Below are 15,052 nucleotides of genomic sequence, written 5' to 3'. Positions count from 1 at the left end.
GCCGGTTCGGGGCGCGCGCCCTTCTTCGGGGTGGCCGACGGCGCGGCACCGGAAGCGTCGGGGCGCGGGCTGCTCCCGGGGACGCCCCGGTCCGAGTGGGGGTGGGCGCCCCCACCGCGGCCCCCGGTCCGCCCGGAGCCGGGAACCGTGTCCCCGGCCGGATCGGCGGCGGAGCCCTTGGAGCCGGCGGACCGTGCGGGCCCGGGCCCTCCGGCACCGTCCTCGCCGACGCTCATACAGCCGGTGGACGCGGCGATCGTCAGCGCGGTGACGGCTGCCCAGCGGGCAGGGGCGGACAACTGGCGCACGAGTGGCACCTCCGGGGCGAGGGAGCGGAAGCGAGGCGAGGGGTGGAGCCCGCGACGCCGGAGCGAGGCTTCGCACCGTGCCCAACTCCCGCGACCCCGCCGGAGACACGCCCGAAACCGCAACGCCCCGCACGTGCCCTCACCGCACGAAGCCCCGCTACCCCCCGAACCCGCCCGTCAGCTCCGCGCCCAGGAACACCGCGCCCAGCCCCGCCAGCAGCGACGCCAGCACATTGGCCCCGGCCAGGAAGGTCCGGCCCGTCTCGGCCAGGCGGAGGGTCTCGTACGAGAACGTCGAGTACGTCGTCAGCGCCCCGCACAGGCCCGTCGCCAACAGGGCGTGCGCCGGGGAGGACACCGCGGCGCCGGTCAGCAGGCCGAGCAGCAGGCTGCCCGCGGTGTTCGCCGCGAAGGTGCCCCACGGGAAGACGTACGGGACGCCCGGCCCCTGGTGCGCCTGCACCGCGCGGTCGGTCAGATAGCGCAGGGGCGCGCCCACCGCCCCGCCGATCGCCACCAGCAGCCAGTTCACGCGGCCCGCCCCTCGCCGCTCGCGCTCCGGTCCAGCCAGGCCCGCGTCGCCACCGCCGCCGCCCACACCGCCCCGAGCGCGGCTGCCGCCGTCACCGCCGCGTACGCCATGGCGGTGAGGACCTCCTGACGCACCAGCAGGTCCGAGACGCCGGCCGCGTACGTCGAGAAGGTCGTGAACCCGCCGAGCACGCCGACGCCGAGGAAGGGCCGCACGAGCGGGTGGGTCACCCGGCCCCGCTCGACAGTGAGCACCATCAGCGCGCCGATCAGGGCGCAGCCGCTCACGTTGACGACGAACACCGTCCACGGGAAGCCGCCACCGCCGGGCCACAGCACCAGCGCCCCGTAACGGGCGAGCGCGCCGAGCGCGCCCCCGGCCGCCACCGCCGCCAGCACCCGGCTTTGCGGGGCGGCGGGCGGGCCGGGCTCCGGCAGCTCCTGCGGGGCCTGCTCGCTCACCCGTAGCCCAGGGCGTGCAGCCGCTCGTCGTCGATGCCGAAGTGGTGGGCGATCTCGTGGACCACGGTGATCTCGGTCTCCGCGACGACGTCCTCCTGCGACTCGCACATCCGCAGCGTCGGCCCCCGGTAGATGGTGATCCGGTCCGGCAGCACCCCGGCGTACCACTCGCCGCGGTCGGTGAGCGGGGTGCCCTCGTAGAGCCCGAGCAGCTCGGGGTCGCCGGGGTCCGGTTCGTCCTCGACGAACACCGCCACGTTGTCCATCAGCCGCGTCAGCTCCGGCGGAATCCGGTCCAGAGCCTGGCTCACCAGCTCCTCGAACTGTTCGCGCGTCATCTCCAGCACCCCGCCATTGTCACGTACGGGGGCCGGGTACGGGCAGATGGCCACCTTCCGGCATCGCGGTGACCGGGCCCGTACGGACGCATGACCGGTGGAGCCGCCCGGCATGGCGGAGGCCGTACCGGGGCATACGCGCCCAATGGTCCGCGTCCCGTTCCGTGCCGCAGCCGACCGCGTCCGGCACCGCCTCAGCCAGCTCGTCCGCCCGAAGCCCGGCGCCCGCCCGGGACGCACCCCGGACGGCTCCCGCACGCCCCGCACCTCCCGGACCGGCACCGCGACCCCCGGCGACCTGACGGGCCCCGCCCGCCGCCCCTGGCTCCGCGCGCTGGGCATGCTCGCCGTCGTCGTGCTGGGGGCCTGGCTGGGACTGCTCGCCGTGGGGTCCATCCGTACGCCGGTCGGCCCCATGGACACCAACATGACGCTGCGTCCCTCCCTCACCGGCGGCAGCAAGATCAACGTGTCCCCGCTCGGCGCCCTGGAGCTGGACTCGCACATCGCGCCGCTGAGGCTCGACGTGGACGTGGACCGCCTCGACCCCGAACGCTCCCAGGCCCTGGTCGACCAGCCGGAACGGTTCTCCACCCTCCAGGACGAGGTCACCCGGGACGTCGCCGCCGGCACCCGGGAGCTGGCCGTACGCTCCTGCGTCGCCGTCGTCTCCGGCGCGACCGCCCTCGGCCTCGTCGTCTACCGCCGCCCCCGCCGCGCCCTGGCCGCCGGCGGGCTCGCGCTCACCCTGCTGGCCGCGTCCGGCGTCAGCGCGTACGCCACCTGGAACCCGAAGTCCGTCCTGGAGCCGAAGTTCTCCGGGCTGCTCTCCAGCGCCCCGTCCCTGGTCGGCGACGCCCGCTCGATCGTCACCGAGTTCGACATCTACCAGCAGGAGCTGGCCCGCCTGGTCACCAACGTCACCAAGCTGTACGACGCGACCTCCACGCTCCCCGTCTACCAGCCCGACCCCGGCACCATCCGGGCCCTGCACGTCTCCGACATCCACCTCAACCCGGCCGCCTGGCACATCATCGCCTCGCTCGTCGAGCAGTACGAGATCGACGTGATCATCGACTCCGGCGACACGATGGACCACGGCTCCGCCGCCGAGAACGGCTTCCTCGACCCGATCCGCGACCTCGGCGCGCCCTACGTCTGGGTGCGCGGCAACCACGACTCGACCGTCACCCAGGACTATCTGAAGAAGTTCAAAAACGTCCGCGTCCTCGACGACGGCAAGGCGGTGAACGTCGGCGGGCTGCGGATCGCGGGCACCGGCGACGCCTCCTTCACCCCGGACCGGACCGGCCCCGGCGGCAACAAGGAGGCCGCCCGGCTGGAGGGCATGCGGCTGGCCACCGCACTGCGCGACCAGGAGCGGGCGGGCACCCCGGCCGACATCGCCGTCGCCCACGACCCGAACACCGCACGGGAGACCGACGGCACGGTCCCGCTGGTGCTCTCCGGCCACCTCCACCGCCGGATCAACGAACAGCTGAAGCTCGGCACCCGGCTCAAGGTCGAGGGCTCCACGGGTGGCGGCGGACTGCGCGCCGTGCAGAACGAGAAGCCGGAGAAGGTGCACGCCTCGGTGCTCTACATGGACCGCTCCACCCGCCGGCTCCAGGCCTGGGACGAGATCACGCTCGGCGGTCTCGGGCTGACGACCGCCGAGGTCAGCCGCCATCTCCCGGAGGAGAACCTGAAGAAGGACGCCCCCGGCTCGCCCTCCCCCAGCCCGTCCCCGACGGGCTCCGGGACGCGCCCGACCCCATCGCCATAAACCGTTTTGGCGATAGCTCCACCCATCCCATATGCTTCTCACGTCCCCGACGCGCTGCAAAGCGAACCGGCGGGCCAATAGCCCTCATCGTCTAGTGGCCCAGGACGCCGCCCTTTCAAGGCGGTAGCACGGGTTCGAATCCCGTTGGGGGCACGTTTCACCGTGTGCGAGACTTGTTTCGCACATTGCTTGGTCCTGTGGAGCAGTTTGGAGTGCTCGCCACCCTGTCAAGGTGGAGGCCGCGGGTTCAAATCCCGTCAGGACCGCTTGCAGCCCCAGCGGCTGCGTGGCTGGGTAGCTCAGTTGGTACGAGCGATCGCCTGAAAAGCGATAGGTCGCCGGTTCGATCCCGGCCCCAGCCACTTCACGAAGGCCCCGTCCACCGGACGGGGCCTTCGCCGTGTCACACCTTCTCGGCCTCGGCCCGCTCCTCCTGCTCCGCCGGTACGTCGGAACCGCGCCGCCGCCAGGCCCGTACGCCCAGGACCAGCAGCGCCACCAGCACCACCGCGACCAGCGCCGCACCGTCCGGCACCCGTTCACCGAGCTTCTGCGCCCACTGCTCGACCGCGAACGAGTCGTCGACCCCGAGCAGCCCGGGCAGCGCGGTCGTCCCGTCGTAGACGAGGAACAGCGCGCCGAGGCCGATGAAGAACAGCCCCGACAGCAGCGACGTGGTGTGCAGTTCGAACCGGCCGAGCCGGACGGCCCGGCCGCGCAGCCAGGTCCGGCGGCCGAGGTCGAAACGCTCCCAGAGCAGGGCGAGCACGAAGAGCGGTACGGCCATCCCGAGCGCGTACACCGCCAGCAGCAGCCCGCCGTAGACCGGGCTGCCGCTGACCGCGGCGACGGTCAGGACGCTGCCGAGGATCGGGCCCGCGCAGAAGCCGGCCAGGCCGTAGACCGCGCCCAGCGCGTAGACGGAGAACGCGGTGGTCGGGCGGATCCGGCCGCTGAGCTCCGCCATCCGCCGGGAGGCGAAGCCGAGGCCGACGATCTGCGCGAGACCGAGCACGATGATCAGCCAGCCCGCGCCCGTGACGAGGGCGTCGCGGTGCCCGTAGAACAGCCGCCCGGCGTACGAACCGGCCGCGCCGAGCGGGACGAGGGTGGTGGCGAGCCCGGCGTAGAAGATGCCGGTACGGGCCAGCAGCCGGGAGGTGGAGTCGATGGAGTACGCGAAGAAGGCCGGCAGCAGCAGCGCGCTGCACGGACTGACCAGGGCGAGCAGCCCGCCGAGGAAGGCCGCGAAGTAGCCGATGTCCGCCGTCACTTCGCGGACTCCCCGGCCTTGCCCGCCGCGCCCGACGCCTTCGCCTGCTCGGCGGCGGTCTCGATGGCCTGCGTGAACGTCTCGTCCGGCTGCGCTCCCGCGATCGGGCGGCCGTTGATCAGGAACGACGGGGTGGACGTGGCGCCGATCCCGTACGCCTGCTCCTGGTCCTTCTTGACCGCCGCACGGGCCGCGTCACCGTCGAGGTCCTTCATGAACCGGTCCAGGTCCTTCACCCCCGCCTCGTCGGCGAGCGCCTTGACCCGGTCCTTGCCGAAGCCCTTCTCCTTCGCCCCCTCGGCGTAGGCGGCGCCGTGGAACTCCCAGAAGCGGTCCTGCTGCCCGGCGGCCCAGGCGGCCCGGGCGGCGGTCTCGGACTCCTCGCCGAAGATCGGGAAGTTGCGCCACTCGATGCGCAGCGTGCCGTCCTTCACGTACTTCTCGATCAGTTCCGGCTCGGTGTCCCGGGCGAACTTGCCGCAGTAGCCGCACTTGAAGTCGGCGTACTCGATCAGGACGACCGGGGCGTCCGCCGGGCCGATGGCCAGCTTGTCGTCCGCGTCCCGACGGGCGAGCTTCGCCAGCTCCGGGTAGACGCCCTCGTTCGGGTCGGCGGAGACCTCGGCGGCGGGGCCGGTGGCGGTGGTGTCCTTCGCGGTGTCGTCGGGGGAGGCGGCCTTGTACGAGGCGAAGCCGAGGAGTCCGGCCGCGAGGACGACCACCGCGCCGTAGACGAGGGGCTTGCGGGAGGACTTCGAAGGCGTGGCGGCGGGCTTCTTGGGCGTGGGCATGCGGCACTCCGTGCTGATGGTGCGGAAGGAGAGAGGTCAGGGTGCGGGGCGGGCGGTTGCCCGCCAGGACACCCCCTACACCCGCAGCACGGAGAGTTCGACCGGGGTCGGTGTGTACGCGACCGGGGCGGCGGCCCGTATCCCCGGCGGCGGCTCGGCCGCCGGCGCGCCCGTCGCGGCGGGCAGCCCCCACGGAGCGAGACCCGGCACAGGGTCGTGGGCGGCCCGGGCGCGGGAGGGGACGGCGGGTTCGCCGTCGTGATCGCGGAGCTTCCCGCAGCCGGGCACCGGGGTTCCCGCGTCGGGGGCCTCGGCCACGGAGGCCGACGCCTGATCATGAGCGACGGAGAACGCGGCCGAGGCGGAAGGCGCGGAGGTCCCGGACGCGGAGGTCCCGGACGCGGCGGCCCCAGGCGCGGAGGCCGCGAAGGCCTGGGCGGAAGCCGACGGCGCGTAGGCCCCCGGCGCGGCGGCCCCGGCCCCGCCGCCGGCCGCAAAAGCCGCCGGTCCGCACAGCAGCCCCAGCACCACCGCGAACAGCGCCGTCAGGCTCCACCACTGCGTACGGGACACGGGACCGGGCCTTTCTCGTGCGAGCGACGGGGCGGGGACGGGGCGAGGCGTTCGACTGCCCGAAATGGTACGTGCCGCGTGACGCAGCCCGCGCGAAATGAGGTCGCCACTGGCCGGGCCCGGGTGAGATCCTGGGATCCGTATGTCTACTTCCTTCGCCGATCTCCAGTCCCAGCTCGGTCAGCTCTCGCTCCGCGACGCGAACCGGCTCGGCCGGCGCCTCGAAGGAGCGCGCCGCATCCGCAAGCCCGAGGCCCGCCAGTCCGTGCTGGACGAGATCGCGGCCGAGGCGGGCAAGGCGGCCGAACGGCTCGCGGCGCGCGCGGCCCGGCTGCCGGCCCTGTCGTACCCGCAAGAGCTGCCGGTCAGCCAGAAGAAGGACGAGATCCTGGAGGCGATACGCGACCACCAGGTCGTGATCGTCGCCGGGGAGACCGGGTCCGGGAAGACCACGCAGATCCCCAAGATCTGTATGGAGCTGGGGCGTGGCGTCCGGGGCATGATCGGGCACACCCAGCCCCGCCGGATCGCCGCCCGTACGGTCGCGGAGCGCGTCGCGGACGAGCTGAAGACGCCGCTCGGCGAGACCGTCGGCTGGAAGGTCCGCTTCACCGATCAGGTGAACCCGGAGTCGACGTATCTGAAGCTGATGACGGACGGCATCCTGCTCGCCGAGATCCAGACGGACCGCGAGCTGCTGGCGTACGACACGATCATCATCGACGAGGCCCACGAGCGGTCCCTCAACATCGACTTCCTGCTCGGCTATCTGGCCCGGCTGCTGCCGAAGCGGCCGGACCTGAAGGTCGTCATCACCTCGGCGACCATCGACCCGGAGCGGTTCGCGCGCCACTTCGGCGAAGCGCCGATCGTGGAGGTCAGCGGGCGGACGTATCCCGTCGAAGTCCGTTACCGCCCCCTCCTCGAAGAGGACAGCGAGGACTCCGACCGCGACCAGATCACCGCGATCTGCGACGCCGTCGACGAGCTGGGCCACGAGGCCCCCGGCGACGTCCTGGTCTTCCTCTCCGGTGAGCGCGAGATCCGGGACACGGCGGACGCGCTGAACAAGCGGAACCTCAGACACACCGAGGTGCTCCCCCTCTACGCCCGCCTTTCGCACGCCGAGCAGCACCGCGTCTTCCAGCGCCACACCGGACGCCGCATCGTCCTGGCGACGAACGTCGCCGAGACCTCGCTGACCGTCCCCGGCATCAAGTACGTGATCGACCCCGGCAACGCCCGTATCTCCCGCTACAGCCACCGCACCAAGGTCCAGCGGCTGCCGATCGAGCGGATCTCCCAGGCCAGCGCCAACCAGCGCAAGGGCCGCTGCGGCCGTACGTCGGACGGCATCTGCATCCGGCTGTACTCGGAGGACGACTTCGTCACCCGGCCGGAGTTCACCGACCCGGAGATCCTGCGGACCAACCTGGCCTCCGTCATCCTCCAGATGACCGCCGCCGGGCTCGGCGACATCGAGAAGTTCCCGTTCATCGACCCGCCGGACCACCGCAACATCCGCGACGGCGTGCAGCTCCTCCAGGAGCTGGGGGCGCTCGACCCCGCCGAGAAGGATCCGAAGAAGCGGCTCACCCCGCTCGGCCGCAAGCTCTCCCAGCTGCCCGTCGACCCCCGCCTGGCCCGCATGGTCATCGAGGCCGACAAGAACGGCTGCGCCCGCGAGGTCATGGTCATCGCCGCCGCGCTCTCCATCCAGGACCCGCGCGAGCGGCCCGCCGAGAAGCAGACGCAGGCCGACCAGAACCACGCCCGGTTCAAGGACGAGACCTCCGACTTCCTGGCGTACCTGAATCTCTGGGCCTACGTACGCGAGCAGCAGAAGGAGCGGGGCTCGTCCTCGTTCCGCCGGATGTGCAAGCAGGAGTATCTGAACTTCCTGCGCATCCGCGAATGGCAGGACATCTACGCGCAGCTGCGGACGGTCGCCAAGCAGATGGGCATCACCGTCGAGGAGCCCAAGGCGGAGGCGTCCATCCCCGAGCAGGCGGTGCACACCTCGCTGCTGGCCGGGCTGCTGTCGCACATCGGGCTGAAGGACACCGAGAAGAACGAGTACCTGGGCGCGCGCAGCGCCAAGTTCGCGATCTTCCCCGGCTCGGCGCTGTTCAAGAAGCAGCCCCGTTTCCTGATGTCGGCGGAGCTGGTGGAGACCTCCCGGCTCTGGGCGCGGGTCAACGCCAAGGTCGAGCCCGAGTGGATCGAGCCGCTGGCCGGGCACCTGCTGAAGCGCACCTACAGCGAGCCGCACTGGGAGAAGGACCAGGCGGCGGTGATGGCGTACGAGCGGGTCACCCTCTACGGCGTGCCGATCGTCGCCCAGCGCAAGGTCAATTTCGGACGTATCGACCAGGAGGCCTCGCGGGACCTGTTCATCCGCAACGCCCTGGTCGAGGGCGACTGGCGCACCCACCACCAGTTCTTCCACGACAACCGCAAACTGCTCGGCGAGGTCGAGGAGTTGGAGCACCGGGCCCGCCGCCGCGACATCCTCGTGGACGACGAGACCCTGTTCGACTTCTACGACCAGCGGATTCCCGAACACATCGTGTCCGGGGCGCACTTCGACTCCTGGTGGAAGCACAAGAAGCGCGAGGAGCCGGACGCGCTCGACTTCGAGCGCTCCATGCTCATCAACGAGAAGGCCGGGGCCGTCACCAAGGACGACTACCCGGACTCCTGGCGGCAGGGGAAGCTCAAGTTCAAGGTGACGTACCAGTTCGAGCCCGGTGCCGACGCGGACGGCGTGACCGTCCACGTGCCGCTCCAGGTGCTGAACCAGGTCACCTCCGAGGGCTTCGACTGGCAGATCCCGGGGCTGCGCGAGGAGGTCGTCACCGAGCTGATCCGCTCGCTGCCGAAGCCGATCCGCCGGCACTACGTCCCCGCGCCGAACTACGCGGACAAGTTCCTGGACCGGGCGGTCCCGCTCCAGGAGCCGCTGCCGTTCACCCTGGCGCGGGAGCTCCAGCGGATGGTCGGAGTGCCGGTCACCGCGGACGACTTCGACCTCTCCCGTGTCCCGGACCACCTGAAGATCACGTTCCGGATCGTCGACGAGCGGCGGCGCAAGGTCGCCGAGGACAAGGACCTGGAGGCGCTGAAGCTCCAGCTGCGCCCGAAGGCCCGCCAGGCGCTCTCCAAGGCGGCCGCGGCGACGGCAGGGCCCTCCGGCGAGTCCATCGAGCGTTCCGGGCTCACCGACTGGACGATCGGCACGCTGAACAAGGTCTTCGAGACGCGTCGCGCCGGGCAGCCGGTGAAGGCGTATCCGGCCCTCGTCGACCAGGGCGAGACCGTGGCCGTACGCCTCTTCGACACCGAGGCCGAGCAGCAGCAGGCGATGTGGCGCGGCACCCGGCGGCTGATCATGCTGAACATCCCGGTGAACCCGGCGAAGTTCGCATCGGACCGGCTGAGCAACCAGCAGAAGCTGGCGCTCTCCCGCAATCCGCACGGCTCGGTGCAGGCCCTCTTCGAGGACTGTGCCACCGCCGCGGCCGACCGGCTGATCGCCGCGCACGGCGGGCCCGCGTGGGACGAGAAGGCGTTCCGGACGCTGTACGACAAGGTGCGCGCGGACCTGGTGGACCTCACCGTCCGCACGATCGACCAGGTGCAGCAGATCCTGGCCGCGTGGCAGGCCTGCGAGCGCCGGCTGAAGTCGACGAACAGCCTGACGCTGGTGGCCAACGTCACCGACGTACGCGAGCAGCTGGCCAGACTCGTACCGTCCGGTTTCGTTACGGCGACCGGACTGCGCCGGCTGCCGGACCTGATGCGCTACCTCGTGGCGGCCGACCGGCGGCTCCAGCAGATGCCTACGGCCGTGCAGCGGGACACCACGCGGATGGCGAAGGTCCACGAGATGCAGGACGAGTACGCCTGGCTGCTCGAACAGCTCCCGCAGGGAAGGCCGGTGCCGCAGGAGGTGCTGGACGTCCGCTGGATGATCGAGGAGCTGCGGGTGAGCTACTTCGCCCACGCGCTGGGCACCGCGTTCCCCGTCTCGGACAAGCGGATCGTGAAGGCGATCGACGCCCTGGCACCCTGAGCCGGGGCTCGGCCCCAGGGCCCGGGAAGCGGTGACGGAGTCACCACCAGGAGTGAAGTCGACCTGGGCCTCCCACCTCCTGTACAGTCTGGTTTCGCAGCAAGCCGCAAGGCAAGCGGCGAAAACCTGGTCCTGTGGAGCAGTTTGGAGTGCTCGCCACCCTGTCAAGGTGGAGGCCGCGGGTTCAAATCCCGTCAGGACCGCAGTAGAAGAAAGCCCGGATCGTTTCGATCCGGGCTTTCTCGCGTCCTGCCCCGCGTCTTGACGGCTCCACCCGCCGCGGGTACCCCGTAGAAGCAGAGGCCGTCCCTGCACCCTCGGCGCTTCTCTCGGCGGGGGACGGCCGGGCTCACCGGGAGGTGGCTCGTATGTCCGCGTCCGCAGCACGACACGAGACCCGCGCGCTGCTGCGCGCCCATCTGGCGGCCGCTTCCGCCTATCGCCATCTCACCCGCCACTGCGCGGTCTGCCACCGTCTCCTGCGGCTCGCCATGGAGCCCGGGGCGGCCACAGAGCCCGAAGGGGCGGCCGAGGCCCCTCGGGACGCCGACGGGAACGAGGACGAAAGACCCCCGTCGACACGACCATCGGCCGGGTGACTCCGCGTTCCGACAGTGGCAGGCTCGAAGTTGGCAAGCATCAGGTGATGTGACGGTAGTCACCGAAAGAGTTTTCAGACCGGGGGATTTTACGCCTCCCCTACAACTGGTGAATTTAATATGTGCAATTGCACGGGGCCGGTGGGCTCGCGAGGACCGTTCCGTCCGGGGCTGTCCCACCGCGTCCGGGACGCTCACCCACACTCCCGCACAGACCCGCTCACAGACCCACGAACGCCCCTGCCGGCCCGCTGAAGCCGACCGACCGCCCGGTTCTGGACCCGGGTCGGCCCGGGTGGCGGGAGCGGCCCGGGGAACGCCGCCCAGCGGCCGTCCGGGCGGCCGGAGAGACCCCGCCCCGGGGTCGCCCGGGGCACAAAAAAAGATCGCGCTGGACCCGGCGGAGTCCAGCGCGATCGATACGACGACACCCGTGGAACACAGGTATGACGCCCGTTGGGGCAGGCGTCCGTCGAGTGGAGCTATGGGTGGGCGACTGGGGTTGGGGGACCTGTCAGCTGCCCGGATGTTGTGCTGTGCTGCGGTACTGCTGTGCTGCTGTTATTGCTGTTCGGCAGGGGTGTGTCAGGCCTCGCTGCGCTGCTGCGGAATACCCGCAAGCAGTGCGCGGACCTCTGCCTCGCGGTACCGGCGATGTCCACCGAGCGTGCGGATGGACGTGAGCTTGCCAGCCTTGGCCCAACGGGTGACCGTCTTCGGGTCCACGCGGAACATCGTGGCAACCTCAGCCGGGGTCAGCAGCGGCTCGGCATCAGGGGTGCGAGCGGTCATGAGCGGCCTCCTCGGGAGAACCGAACCTTCTCGGTTCTTTCCTCTAAATTCTGCACCTTGACCCGCGTTGCCCGAAATGGCGGACGCGGGCCGAGTCGGTTATAGGACGAACGGCTTGTCCTCGGCACTACAACTACACCATCCGTCCAGCCACGTCGGCCAAACCGATGGAATTGCCCTCCCAGGTGTTCATCAGCGACGGAAGCCGATGGACCATGCCATAGCGGACAGTCACGCCCCAGTGACGATCAGTCACAGAGCGATCAGGAGTCGTCAGACCCCCCATAGCGTGCAATGTCGAGCATCCTGCCCTTACTTGGACAGAAGGAGCCCTCCCCGGACTCCTTGTCCTATTTTGGCATGAGGAGTAGGGATAGGCGCAAGAGCCCCGTTAGTGCTGTCCATCACGCTTGAGCCAAAGGCCCGGTTCGGGACGTAGGTCCCGGGCTCAGCCGCGTACGCTTCCGCCTCGCCCGTCCCATGAGACCTCACGCGTCACACGGAACACCGGTTCACGGCCCGCCCGTTCCCGCTCCCCTCTCCTCCTTCCGGCTCGCGTCCCGGTCTGTCGTCCTGGATGAAGGATGCCCCGGTTCCGTCACCTTGATGCCGCTGTGGGCCTTTTCACGTCAATTGGTGAACTGGAGGTCCCGTACGGCCCGCCAGCGCTCCGCGAGCCGCGCGTACGCCGCGCTCGCGCCCTCGCTGTCGCCGTCCCGCAGCGCGGTGAGCCCCTCCGCCACGTCCGCCGCCGACCGGTCCCCGGCGAGCCGTTCCGCCGGCAGCGCGTGCACCAGGCCCCCGTAGTCCAGCTCGACCAGGGAGCGCGGATGGAACTCCTCCAGCCAGCGCCCCACGTCCACCAGGCCCTCGGTCAGCGGCCCTTCCGGAACGCTCTCCCGCAGCGTCCGCAGCGCCCGTGCCAGCCGGCGCCGGGCCTCGACCATCGGGGTGCGGTAGCGCAGGACGGGCCCGGCCCCCTCCCCGTCCGCCGGCGCGTAATCCCGCTCCTCGTCGAGGAAGAGGACGAACCACCGCACCGGGACCTGCCACACCGTGGTGCGGATCCACGGCCGCGCGTCCGGGTGGAGCCGCTGCCAGCGCTCATGGTCCGCCGCCGCCTGGCCGCGCACCACCGCGGGCAGCACGGCGTCGAGCACGTTGGCCGGAAACATCTCCCCCAGCTCCTCCAGAGCCAGCCAGCCCCGTAGCCGGGTCCGCCACGGACAGACGCACACCACCCCGTCCAGCTCCGCCACGAACGCGTCGCCGCTCTCGTGGACGGGCACCCCGACCGGCGGCGTCGACGCCAAGTCGGCCAGCGAGCGGCGCAGTTCGTCCTGAGCCGTGGGGAGGTCGTCGCGGAGCGCGTAGCGCGCCCAGTGACTCCGCTCGGGCTCGGCGAATGCGGCGAGCGGCTCGTAGACCCGGAGGTAGGACGTGTAAGGGACGAGCACCGAAGACACCACCGACATGGAGCGCATCGTGTCACGGAGGATCACCCCCCGGGGGTGATCCTTTGCACGGGGGCAGATCCGGGCCGCCGGAGGACTTACGCTCTTGCCCATCGGACCGGCCGTGCCGGTCGGTCCGGGGTCCTCCCCACCCCTAGGAGGGCCTCCGCCGCTTCGTGTTATTTGGGAGTCACCACAGTGACCGATGTGACCAGCGGGCACGTAGACGTACTGCAGACCCTGTTCCACTCGGATCAGGGAGGCCACGAGCAAGTCGTGATCTGCCAGGACCGTGCCACCGGCCTCAAGGCCGTCATCGCCCTCCACTCCACCGCCCTGGGCCCCGGCCTCGGCGGCACCCGCTTCTACCCCTACGCCACCGAGGCCGAGGCCGTCGCCGACGCGCTGAACCTGTCGCGCGGGATGTCGTACAAGAACGCACTCGCCGGCCTCGACCACGGCGGCGGCAAGGCCGTCATCATCGGCGACCCGGAGAAGATCAAGAGCGAGGAACTCCTCCTCGCCTACGGCCGGTTCGTCGCCTCGCTCGGCGGCCGCTACGTCACCGCCTGCGACGTGGGCACCTATGTCGCCGACATGGACGTCGTCGCCCGGGAGTGCCGCTGGACCACCGGCCGCTCCCCCGAGAACGGCGGCGCGGGCGACTCCTCGGTACTCACCGCGTTCGGCGTCTTCCAGGGCATGCGGGCCTCGGCCCAGCACCTGTGGGGCGACCCGACGCTGCGCGGCCGCAAGGTCGGCGTCGCCGGCGTCGGCAAGGTCGGCCGCCACCTCGTCGAGCACCTGCTCTCCGACGGGGCCGAGGTCGTGATCACCGACGTCCGCGAGGAGTCGCTGCGCACGATCACCGACCTGCACCCCGAGGTCACCGTGGCGGCGGACACCGACGCGCTGATCCGCACCGAGGGCCTGGACGTCTACGCGCCGTGCGCGCTCGGCGGCGCGCTGAACGACGACACCGTCCCCGTGCTCACCGCGAAGGTGGTGTGCGGCGCGGCCAACAACCAGCTGGCCCACCCGGGGGTGGAGAAGGACCTGGCCGACCGGTCGGTTCTCTACGCCCCCGACTACGTGGTCAACGCCGGTGGCGTGATCCAGGTGGCCGACGAGCTGCACGGGTTCGACTTCGACCGGTGCAAGGCGAAGGCGACGAAGATCTTCGACACCACGCTGGAAATATTCGCACGTGCGAAGGCAGACGGGATTCCGCCGGCCGCGGCGGCGGACCGGCTGGCCGAGCAGCGGATGGCGGAGGCGCGCGCCCACTGACGAGGCGCGCCCCCACTGACCGGGCAGCGGGGTACGACCCGGCGGCCGGCGAGACAAGACTCACGCCGGTCGGCGGGTCGTACCTCCACAAGAGGTTAAAATCGCAGTTGACCAGCGAGGACGGGGCTCCTCACTGGCCCTGTGCCGGGGACCGGAATGCGGGCGGCGTACCGTATGGCCACGGAAGCAGGTACCGTTAAAGCTCTACGGGCGCGGTCTCTCTGTCGAGAGTCCGTCCCGAAACATGAACGCGTGTCAAGACTCTGGGGCCGTCGAGCCCCGTCACCGAGGGGGTCGAGCCATGGGGCGCGGCCGGGCAAAGGCCAAGCAGACCAAGGTCGCCCGCCAGCTGAAGTACAGCAGCGGCGGGACGGACCTGTCGCGTCTGGCCAATGAGCTGGGCGCATCGCCTTCGAGTCAGCCACCGAACGCAGAGCCGTTCGAGGACGACGACGAGGAAGATGACCCGTACGCACAGTACGCGGATCGCTACAACCAGGACGATGACGACGATCAGGACGACCAGTCCGGTCCGTCGTCACAGCGCCGCGGCGCTTGACCTCGCGCTGACACTTCAACCCGGTCCGGGCCTGCCCCGGGCCGGGTTCTGTGTGTCCTGATCCGGGCTGGCTTTCGTGTGTCCTGATCCAGTCCGTCCGGACCCGGTGCGGGGGGGGGGGGGGGGGGGGGGGGGCGGCGGGGGCCGGACCCGGCGGGGGGGGGAGGTAGGAGAGATCAAAGAACACCCCCAACAAAAGCACGACGAGGTGGAAGGGGGGG

Annotated in this window: 13 protein-coding genes, 4 tRNA genes and 1 pseudogene; 9 read left to right on the top strand and 9 right to left on the bottom strand. The window is 70.9% G+C overall.

Annotated elements, in window-relative coordinates:
* The 4 genes and pseudogenes from JS521_RS17535 to JS521_RS17520 form a co-directional block, all read right to left on the bottom strand.
* Positions 1–308, bottom strand: a pseudogene (locus tag JS521_RS17535) (hypothetical protein); the annotation flags it as partial.
* 157 nt (positions 309–465) lie between these two features.
* Positions 466–840 (bottom strand): fluoride efflux transporter FluC, encoded by a 375-nt coding sequence (locus JS521_RS17530; RefSeq protein ID WP_205083913.1) that lies wholly within the window; start codon positions 838–840, stop codon positions 466–468.
* Positions 837–1,301: a fluoride efflux transporter FluC gene (locus JS521_RS17525; protein WP_205083912.1), complete on the bottom strand. Its 465-nt coding sequence runs from the start codon at positions 1,299–1,301 to the stop codon at positions 837–839. Before JS521_RS17525 ends, JS521_RS17530 begins: the two co-directional genes overlap by 4 nt.
* Entirely contained in the window at positions 1,298–1,648 is a 351-nt protein-coding gene (locus JS521_RS17520) for a metallopeptidase family protein (RefSeq protein WP_205083911.1), read from the bottom strand. The genes JS521_RS17525 and JS521_RS17520 overlap by 4 nt, the downstream gene beginning before the upstream one ends.
* Positions 1,649–1,784: 136 nt before the next feature.
* Here JS521_RS17520 and JS521_RS17515 point away from each other — a divergent pair, with 136 nt between their 5' ends.
* The 4 genes from JS521_RS17515 to JS521_RS17500 all read left to right on the top strand — a co-directional run bounded on the left by JS521_RS17515 (position 1,785) and on the right by JS521_RS17500 (position 3,787).
* Positions 1,785–3,425, top strand: coding sequence for a metallophosphoesterase family protein (locus tag JS521_RS17515; protein WP_205083910.1), 1,641 nt, complete (start codon positions 1,785–1,787; stop codon positions 3,423–3,425).
* 80 nt (positions 3,426–3,505) lie between these two features.
* Positions 3,506–3,578 (top strand) — tRNA-Glu (locus JS521_RS17510).
* 38 nt (positions 3,579–3,616) lie between these two features.
* Positions 3,617–3,691: transfer RNA gene (locus tag JS521_RS17505), tRNA-Asp, on the top strand.
* Positions 3,692–3,713: 22 nt separating this feature from the next.
* A tRNA-Phe gene (locus JS521_RS17500) sits at positions 3,714–3,787 on the top strand.
* Positions 3,788–3,828: 41 nt separating this feature from the next.
* On the opposite strand, the gene JS521_RS17495 is transcribed toward JS521_RS17500, so the two are convergent.
* The 3 genes from JS521_RS17495 to JS521_RS17485 all read right to left on the bottom strand — a co-directional run bounded on the left by JS521_RS17495 (position 3,829) and on the right by JS521_RS17485 (position 6,062).
* Positions 3,829–4,698: a cytochrome c biogenesis CcdA family protein gene (locus tag JS521_RS17495; protein WP_205083909.1), complete on the bottom strand. Its 870-nt coding sequence runs from the start codon at positions 4,696–4,698 to the stop codon at positions 3,829–3,831.
* A complete protein-coding gene (locus JS521_RS17490) occupies positions 4,695–5,489 on the bottom strand; it encodes a DsbA family protein (protein ID WP_205083908.1) in 795 nt (264 codons plus the stop codon). Before JS521_RS17490 ends, JS521_RS17495 begins: the two co-directional genes overlap by 4 nt.
* Positions 5,490–5,564: 75 nt before the next feature.
* Entirely contained in the window at positions 5,565–6,062 is a 498-nt protein-coding gene (locus JS521_RS17485) for a hypothetical protein (RefSeq protein ID WP_205083907.1), read from the bottom strand.
* A gap of 142 nt (positions 6,063–6,204) precedes the next feature.
* Here JS521_RS17485 and hrpA point away from each other — a divergent pair, with 142 nt between their 5' ends.
* The 3 genes from hrpA (at position 6,205) to JS521_RS17470 (ending at position 10,736) form a co-directional block, all read left to right on the top strand.
* The gene (gene hrpA, locus JS521_RS17480) at positions 6,205–10,137 is read left to right on the top strand and encodes an ATP-dependent RNA helicase HrpA (protein ID WP_205083906.1); all 3,933 of its coding nucleotides are present in this window, start codon (positions 6,205–6,207) and stop codon (positions 10,135–10,137) included.
* 128 nt (positions 10,138–10,265) lie between these two features.
* Positions 10,266–10,340, top strand: a tRNA-Asp gene (locus JS521_RS17475).
* A 165-nt stretch (positions 10,341–10,505) separates the two neighbouring features.
* Positions 10,506–10,736, top strand: coding sequence for a DUF6274 family protein (locus tag JS521_RS17470; RefSeq protein ID WP_205083905.1), 231 nt, complete (start codon positions 10,506–10,508; stop codon positions 10,734–10,736).
* A 585-nt stretch (positions 10,737–11,321) separates the two neighbouring features.
* Here JS521_RS17470 and bldC read toward each other — a convergent pair.
* Both bldC and JS521_RS17460 read right to left on the bottom strand, forming a co-directional pair.
* Positions 11,322–11,528, bottom strand: a complete 207-nt coding sequence (gene bldC / locus JS521_RS17465) for a developmental transcriptional regulator BldC (protein ID WP_003949541.1) — start codon at positions 11,526–11,528, stop codon at positions 11,322–11,324.
* Positions 11,529–12,157: 629 nt separating this feature from the next.
* The gene (locus tag JS521_RS17460; RefSeq protein WP_205083904.1) at positions 12,158–13,003 is read right to left on the bottom strand and encodes a DUF8083 family protein; all 846 of its coding nucleotides are present in this window, start codon (positions 13,001–13,003) and stop codon (positions 12,158–12,160) included.
* Between the two features lie 177 nt (positions 13,004–13,180).
* Between JS521_RS17460 and JS521_RS17455 the strand changes: the two genes are divergently transcribed.
* On the top strand, positions 13,181–14,272 hold the full coding sequence (locus tag JS521_RS17455; protein ID WP_205083903.1) for a Leu/Phe/Val dehydrogenase: 1,092 nt from the start codon (positions 13,181–13,183) through the stop codon (positions 14,270–14,272).
* 301 nt (positions 14,273–14,573) lie between these two features.
* A complete protein-coding gene (locus JS521_RS17450) occupies positions 14,574–14,831 on the top strand; it encodes a DUF3073 domain-containing protein (protein WP_006125824.1) in 258 nt (85 codons plus the stop codon).
* Positions 14,832–15,052 lie beyond the last annotated feature (221 nt).

The organism is Streptomyces durocortorensis, from assembly GCF_016901035.1.
GTDB lineage: Bacteria > Actinomycetota > Actinomycetes > Streptomycetales > Streptomycetaceae > Streptomyces > Streptomyces durocortorensis.
This window is presented reverse-complemented; position numbering and strand designations above follow the sequence as displayed.

Bases quoted from the DNA above. Each gene is read 5' to 3' on its own strand.
- JS521_RS17515 (WP_205083910.1), top strand. From the start codon at position 1,785: ATGGTCCGCGTCCCGTTCCGTGCCGCAGCCGACCGCGTCCGGCACCGC.
- JS521_RS17490 (WP_205083908.1), bottom strand. From the start codon at position 5,489: ATGCCCACGCCCAAGAAGCCCGCCGCCACGCCTTCGAAGTCCTCCCGC.
- JS521_RS17450 (WP_006125824.1), top strand. From the start codon at position 14,574: ATGGGGCGCGGCCGGGCAAAGGCCAAGCAGACCAAGGTCGCCCGCCAG.
- hrpA (WP_205083906.1), top strand. From the start codon at position 6,205: ATGTCTACTTCCTTCGCCGATCTCCAGTCCCAGCTCGGTCAGCTCTCG.
- JS521_RS17470 (WP_205083905.1), top strand. From the start codon at position 10,506: ATGTCCGCGTCCGCAGCACGACACGAGACCCGCGCGCTGCTGCGCGCC.
- bldC (WP_003949541.1), bottom strand. From the start codon at position 11,528: ATGACCGCTCGCACCCCTGATGCCGAGCCGCTGCTGACCCCGGCTGAG.
- JS521_RS17460 (WP_205083904.1), bottom strand. From the start codon at position 13,003: ATGTCGGTGGTGTCTTCGGTGCTCGTCCCTTACACGTCCTACCTCCGG.